Annotated in this window: 6 protein-coding genes; 1 reads left to right on the forward strand and 5 read right to left on the reverse strand. The window is 60.6% G+C overall.

The window, feature by feature from the left end:
• Positions 1-219: 219 nt before the first annotated feature.
• The 4 genes from AC52Q4_RS00755 to AC52Q4_RS00770 all read right to left on the reverse strand — a co-directional run bounded on the left by AC52Q4_RS00755 (position 220) and on the right by AC52Q4_RS00770 (position 4,002).
• Positions 220-738 carry a hypothetical protein gene (locus tag AC52Q4_RS00755; protein ID WP_495534885.1) on the reverse strand — a complete coding sequence of 173 codons (519 nt, stop codon included), beginning with the start codon at positions 736-738 and terminating at the stop codon, positions 220-222.
• 336 nt (positions 739-1,074) lie between these two features.
• Positions 1,075-2,091 (reverse strand): TerC family protein, encoded by a 1,017-nt coding sequence (locus tag AC52Q4_RS00760; RefSeq protein WP_495534886.1) that lies wholly within the window; start codon positions 2,089-2,091, stop codon positions 1,075-1,077.
• 221 nt (positions 2,092-2,312) lie between these two features.
• Positions 2,313-2,792 carry an Rrf2 family transcriptional regulator gene (locus tag AC52Q4_RS00765; RefSeq protein ID WP_495534887.1) on the reverse strand — a complete coding sequence of 160 codons (480 nt, stop codon included), beginning with the start codon at positions 2,790-2,792 and terminating at the stop codon, positions 2,313-2,315.
• Between the two features lie 37 nt (positions 2,793-2,829).
• A complete protein-coding gene (locus AC52Q4_RS00770) occupies positions 2,830-4,002 on the reverse strand; it encodes an NnrS family protein (RefSeq protein ID WP_495534888.1) in 1,173 nt (390 codons plus the stop codon).
• Between the two features lie 433 nt (positions 4,003-4,435).
• Between AC52Q4_RS00770 and AC52Q4_RS00775 the strand changes: the two genes are divergently transcribed.
• Positions 4,436-5,236, forward strand: a complete 801-nt coding sequence (locus AC52Q4_RS00775; protein ID WP_495534889.1) for a DUF427 domain-containing protein — start codon at positions 4,436-4,438, stop codon at positions 5,234-5,236.
• A 203-nt stretch (positions 5,237-5,439) separates the two neighbouring features.
• Here AC52Q4_RS00775 and AC52Q4_RS00780 read toward each other — a convergent pair whose 3' ends face one another.
• Positions 5,440-6,648, reverse strand: coding sequence for an OprO/OprP family phosphate-selective porin (locus AC52Q4_RS00780; RefSeq protein ID WP_495534890.1), 1,209 nt, complete (start codon positions 6,646-6,648; stop codon positions 5,440-5,442).
• Positions 6,649-6,811 lie beyond the last annotated feature (163 nt).

Genomic DNA, 6,811 nt, shown 5'->3' on the forward strand with positions numbered 1-6,811 from the left:
CCTTGTACCCGAGCCACGTGAGCAAGAAGTTCACCAACCAGTTCCAGGCCGCTCAGATCAACAACACGGCAGTGGGCATCGGCGGGGCGAACACCTTCAATCTCAACGGGGCGATCGTCCAGAGCCAAAGTGCCTGATCCGACCCGATTCGCAAGCCCACGCGGCGGGAGCGCCCCGGCTCCCGCCGCGCTCCCTTGCTTGGTCAGGTTCCTTGCTTGGTCAGGCGATCGATTGGGTGGCTGTGCCCGAATTCGCCGTGGTGCCGCAGGCCACGCAGACGGCGAATCCAAACTCGTCGGTCTCCAACTGCGCGGTCACCTCCAGGATGCGCTTACACGAGTTCGTGAACTCGCCCACCGGATCCTCCCGCCCCGTTTGGCAAAAAGCATCGATTCGGAGGTCGTTGTCGGTTTCATCACGAGGGCGCAGGAGACTGGACCGCTCCCGTCGTAGCTTGTCTTCGAACAGCTGCAGGTAACGCCGTCCCGGCGCGAGCAGCTGCGAACGCGACACGACGGCCCCGCCGATCATGTCTTCGATCTGCGCCAGGCAGCGTTCGCCAAGCTCACCAATCGTCGCCTGCCCGGCCCCGGGGACGAGCCGAGCGGGGGCGCCGTCGCTGATCGCCAGGTAACGGTTGAGACAGTCGACGATATCGTGCATCAACAGCAAATCCGGCGTGTGCGCATGCTCGAAGGCGTGCAGCTGACTGGAAAAAACATCCAGTAAGCGGTGCATATTATGGTGCGCGGCCGAAAGGGGGTAGCCAGCAGCGGCCATGGTGCGATCCTCCGAATCGATTATTCCTTTACCCAGGACTCAGTCGGTTTTCCCCAATGATCCAGCAGGATGACCTGGACACAAGCACGCGGCGCCGAGGTCGACTTCGTCGCAAGCTTTTCCTCGAGCCTTCGGCTGCGCCGGCGAGGCAAGATCAACAACGGGTGATGAACTGTTCTGGTTGCGAGTGGAACCCCGAGTCACTGCATTATCATAGCGTGAAAGTGCCGGATTTGCCCGAGTGGAAATGGCCCCACTGAAGTCCGCTCGTTTGTGTTCCACTCGTACGGCGATTTACCTCGAGCGCTCGGGTGAGCCCACCGAGCTCTTAGTCTCGGTGCGCCGGGCGTTCCGGCTTTTCACCAGGCTTGCCACGGTTGTCACGGTAAGCACGCCGATGATGATCGTCAGCGACAGCCAGATCGGCACTTCCGGCGCCCACGCGATGGGCTGTCCCTCGTTGATGAACGCCAAGGAGTTTTCGTGCATGGCTTCGACGATGAGCTTCACTCCGATGAACGCCAGCACGATCGCCAGCCCGATATTGAGATAGACCAGCCGCATCAGCATTTTCCCGAGGAGGAAATAGAGCTGCATGAGGCCGAGCAGTGCGAATACATTGGTAGTGAAGACGATATACGGCTGGCTCGTCAGGCCGTAGATGGCCGGAATGGAATCAAGCGCGAACAGCAAATCCGTCATGCCGATGGCGAGCATGACGATGAGCATGGGGGTGGCGAGCCGTTGACCGTTGACCCGCGTGGTCAGCCGAGTGCCGTCGTATTCGTGCGTCGTGGGAAAAACCCGCTGCACCCAGCGTATCAGTGCATTGGGTTCGTATCTCTCCTCCTCGTCGTGGTGCTCATTTCCGATCTTCCAGGCGGTATAGATGAGGAACAAGCCGAAGAGGTAGAAGACCCAATTGAAGTAAGCGATCGCGGCCGCACCGGCGGCGATGAACGCACCGCGCATTACCAGTGCGATTGCCACCCCGATGAGGAGTACCCGCTGCTGGTACACGCGGGGGACCGCGAACGTCCGCATGATGATGAGAAAAATGAAGAGGTTGTCGACTGATAGGCTCTTTTCGGTGATGTAGCCCGCGAAATATTCCGCGCCGGATTTACCACCGGCGACAAATGCCAGCACGCCACCGAATGCAAGCGCGAGGAGGACATAAAAGGCGGACCAGGATGCCGATTCCTTCAGGGAAGGCGCGTGGGGCGTGCGAACATGGGCGTAGAAGTCGACGGCGAGCAACGCAACAACGCCGAGAACCGTCGCAGCCCATATCCAGAGGGGTACATGCACAAGACAAACCTCCGGTACGAGTGACCAGAGGTCTCTTCCGCTCCAGCCGCCTTCAGGTTCGTTACGGCTCCGGAGCCGGTGGCACCGGATTGGGCTCGGCGCAAAAGGCCCGGTCCAACCGTGATGACGACGCCACCGCTAGGGAATACTCCCCTCCATTGCGGCCTAGTGTCGCCGAAGCCGGTTGGTTTAGCAAATGCCTTGCGAAAGTGAAAGTACAGTCAAAGCCGCTTGGGCGACGGCGTGGTATCCCGGGACTGCCGCACGGGGATGTCGATTCCGAGCAGGGTCGCCAATTCCTGTTTCGGTACGAGCAGGTCGGCAAGGCTGTAGCGATCGAGCACGGCGAAAAAGGCTTGCAGGGCCTCGCGGAGCACGCCGCGCAAGGCGCAGGAGGGGGTCAAGCGGCAGTCGTTCTGCGTACTGAAGCATTCCACCAGCGACATGTCGTTTTCTGTGCGGCGTACCACTTGACCGAGATTGATATGCGCTGGGTTATCACGCAGCCGCATACCTCCGTGTTTGCCACGCACCGTCTCCACATAGCCGAGCCGGCCGAGCTCGTAGACGACCTTCATGAGGTGGTTGCGGGAGATGGCGTAGCGTTCGGCAATTTCCGATATGGTACTGAGCTCACCTTCCTTAACGCTGAGGTACATGAGCACGCGCAGGGAATAATCGGTGAAGGAGGTTAATCGCATCGTTGACTCCGTTGGTAACGCATAGCTGTGTAACCACTCACCCGAGCTGCCCATCGACTCGCGGCCGACTCAGGATCGGCGCATAGCGCACGGCAAACCAGGCAAATGCAGCGATCCAGGCCAAGGCGGCGCCATGCAGCGTCATTGGGTTCCCACCGATCGCGGCACTCAAGCGCAGAACGGCCGCTGCGCTGACCAGCCAGTAGATTGGCTGTGCCCCGCGCAGTAGCCCGAGGGGCCGGCCGGTGTGCCCCGCGGCGACACGTGTCATTACACCAACAATCAAGGTGCCCATGGCACCCACGCCGAGCGCATGGTACCAGACACTCGTGCCGAGCGCCGTTGCAAGCGGCTGCAGCCCTTTGAGTATCAACGCCAGAGCCAGCCACGCATAGCCCACGTGCAGAACCCACAACAAGGGCTCGCGCGCAGTGCGCCAGCCCTTCCACGCGCATAGCCTCAACCCGTGCAGCACCCCGGCGGCAAGCGCGATTGCGCCGGCGCCGACGCCGTCCGGGGCGAGCAAATCCGCCGGCAGCATCAAGGCCGTGGCGAGAAGCGCTGCCCGATGAACGCGCGGATCTTGCCGTACACGCCACGGTTCATCCCGGCGGATGAACCAGTTGCTGGTGAATGCCGGGATGAGCCGCCCGCCGATTACCGCCATCAGCACGGTGAGGGTATCCAGTGCCACGAGTTCGCTCAGGTGTTCGAGGCCGGGAACAAGATCGAGCGTAGTGAGATGCATCATCACGTTGCCGGCCGAAAGGACAGCGAGCACGGCCACCAGGGGCAAGTTGCGCGAATTGCCTGCCCGGCGAAGCACCACGAGCGCATAAAGCGTCAGCGTCGGCAAAAACACGATGTCCACGGCCGCTACCAGGGTGCCCGGCAACCAGCCCGTTAGCGCCATGGCCAGGCGACCGGCGAGCCAAAGCGCGCCGAAGGCAAGCAGAGGCCGGCCGTTCAGCGCCGGGGTGCCGGTCCAATTGGCCATGGCAGTGAGCAAAAAACCGGCGATCGCGGCCGGGGCGAGCCCGTAGAGCATCTCGTGGGCATGCCACACGGGTGGCGAAATGCCAACCGGTAATCGCAGCCAGCCGAGCAACATGGCCAGCCAAACCGCCATCACCAACGACCCGAAAAGCCCGGTGAGCACGAAAAACAAGCGAAACGGAGAGGCGAGGAGCATCGCGCGCGCGTGTTTCATGACGACCGGACCCGGCCTTCGCGTAATGGGCTCGACTGGCGAGACGCCAGAGGAGAGCAGTTGCTCGCGATACGCTATTCCCCCGTGGGTTACCCCATCTTGATAATCTACGCGGCCCGCTTGACGCGGGGTGCGGCGTCAGTAGTGCCGCGCGCATCGCTCATAGGATTATATAAAATGCATTATATCGTGGGTGTCAAGCGTTTGCGCCGACGAGGGACAATCTCTGCCGGTGCTTCGAGCCCATTCGCCAGGCTAAAATACCGAAGGGCGTGCCCGAGCCTTTCGGTTCCGGCGAGCGGGGAGGCCGCGAAACACAATGGCACAGGCAATTGTCTATATATAGATACGGGAAATAAATCGCGGTGCCCGGGCGCCGCATCGACGACGGTTCGAATCGCACGCCCGCCGCCACGCAGCAGGGGAGGTGATCGTGTCTCTGACGCTCTCTCATGGACCACTGTCAGGACGGCCCGCTCCAGCCAACTATCGCATCGACGGGCCGGCACATCGTTTGTTGTTCGATGATTTTCCGCGCGCCGTACACGCGCGCTTCGCCGAGCGAACGCTGCTCGATACCCGCCGCGGCAAGCTTTTGCATGAGACCGGCCTGCTGCCGCAGCTCTACGTTCCGCGCGAGGACGTATCCTTCGATATGCTGGAGGCGAGCGACCACACGACACACTGCCCCTTCAAGGGCGATGCTTGCTATTGGTCGCTTCGCGCCGACGGGCGTACGGCGCGGAACGCGGTCTGGGCCTATCCGCAGCCGCAGGAAACGGTTTCCTGGCTGCGTGACTATGTCGCTGTCTATTGGGACGCGGTGGACGCTTGGTTCGATGAGGACGAGGAGGTCAAAGGCCATCTGCGCGACCCGTACCATCGAGTCGATGTGCGCCAGACCCGGCATCACCTCCGAATCCTCGCGCAGGGCGTCGTGGTGGCGGAGTCCGGGCAACCCAAGGTGCTCTCCGAGACGGGCCTTCCGAACCGCTATTACGTACCGCCGCCTGACGTGCACCATGACCTGCTCGAGGCGAGCAGCAAGCAGACGGTTTGCCCGTATAAGGGCACGGCGTCCTATCGCGCGCTTCGGGTGGGGGATCGACGCATCGAGGATGCGGCGTGGTTCTATCCCGAGCCGCTGGAGGACGCCTTGAAGGTGCGTGATCACCTATGCTTCGATCTCGCTGAAGGCCTTACGATCGAGATCGACGGCGAGCCCCTGAGATAATCCCTGTTGAGCAGGGGCTTGCAGCCCCGGCGGGCACGCGTTCTGAGCAAATGAGGTCGAGACCGGCGGCTGAGTTGGTGCGGGACGGTCGGTCCTTGACCGAATTCCCCCGCAGTGCTTGGCTACCCAATCCATTCGGCCGCTTTGGCTTGGCGCTGGCCTGAACGACAACACGAAGGGCATGAGCCTAGGCAGAGCGTACGTCAGAACGTGACATCCCATTGCAGGCGGGCACGCTCGTCGCTGAAATCCCTTCCGGGCTGCTCCAGGGTCTCATGAGACAAATCGAGGGTGAGCTTGTTGTTATGTCCGGAGAAAAACCAGTTGAAAGCGACGGTGAACTCCCGGAGCAAGTCATTGGGCTCGGATGTATTCGGGTCCACGAACGCATAGCGGAAGGCTATCTCCAAGGGCGAGGGAATGATCGGAATCAAGTAATGGGGGAAATAGCCCGCCTGGGCGTAGCCGCCCCGCATATTGGTTTCTGTCTCGTTGACCCTGTCATTGATTTTTTTCCAGTGAAACTCGTCCTGTAGGGAAAGTCCACGGTACTTGAAGGCGAACTCCGCTACCGCCTGTTTGACGCGGAATTGTCCGGGCTCGGCGAGATCGGGATCCGTGAACCCATTCACGTTTCCGCAGCCACTAGAAGACCAGCGTGTGCATCGGCTCCTATTCGTGACGGCGGCCACGGCGAGGCTGCCCGCGGGCTTTCCATGGTATTCCACATCGCTTTGCTGCCACTTCAGGTCGCGGCCCAGGAAGTTCCATTGCAGCCGGGCCATATACATCAGGTAATCGTCATCGTTCGTCTCCCCCCGGCCCGTGCCGTTGAAAACGCCCGCGTAGTATCGGCTGTCGGCGAGGGTACCCGGAAATAGGTGTCCATACAGCATAGCTCCCTGTTGTCGGTCAACCGTGAACGCTCTATTAACAATGGATCGCTCCACAAACTGCTGCTTGCCCGAGGAATCGACCCGCTCCCGGTTAAAGTCGATTTTCCACTGGCCTACCTTAAGCTGCAGCCACTCGAAGGGCTCGATCATGGCACGCCAGTCGAGCAGCCGGCTGGTGGGCCAATCGTATTCAAAATAGTATTTAAGCCAGGGTCTATAGCCATGGCCGCCGACTTTTATCCGGGCACGTCGAATATTGAACGTACTTTCCTCTACACTTTCGAAATCACTTGGTAATTGGGGATCTCGATCTGTGGGATGAGAGCCGCGAAACTGAAGGCGGAATCTGAGCTTTGTCTCCCAATTGCCATCGGGACTGGAGAAGACAAGGCCCGGGCGATCGTACTTCACCTTGACCGGTCCGTCTGCCGCTTTAGCGTGATCGAACGTGAAAATAAGCGCGGCTCCCAGGCTCAGCGCTATCGGGCGAAGGAGTCGCCGCAACGGTCTCGACATATAAGCCCCCTTATTACGGATAACCCGGAAAAACATCGTTTTATTGCTGTGGAGGCGAGACCGTAACAAGGGTTCGTTGCGAAAATGTGAAGATAAGGTGACGAGACGATTACAGTGCAGACGGTTTCCTGTTCGAAAGTGAGGCCAAGGCGAGTGGCCGGTG

It is taken from the genome of Nitrococcus sp. (assembly GCF_059432795.1).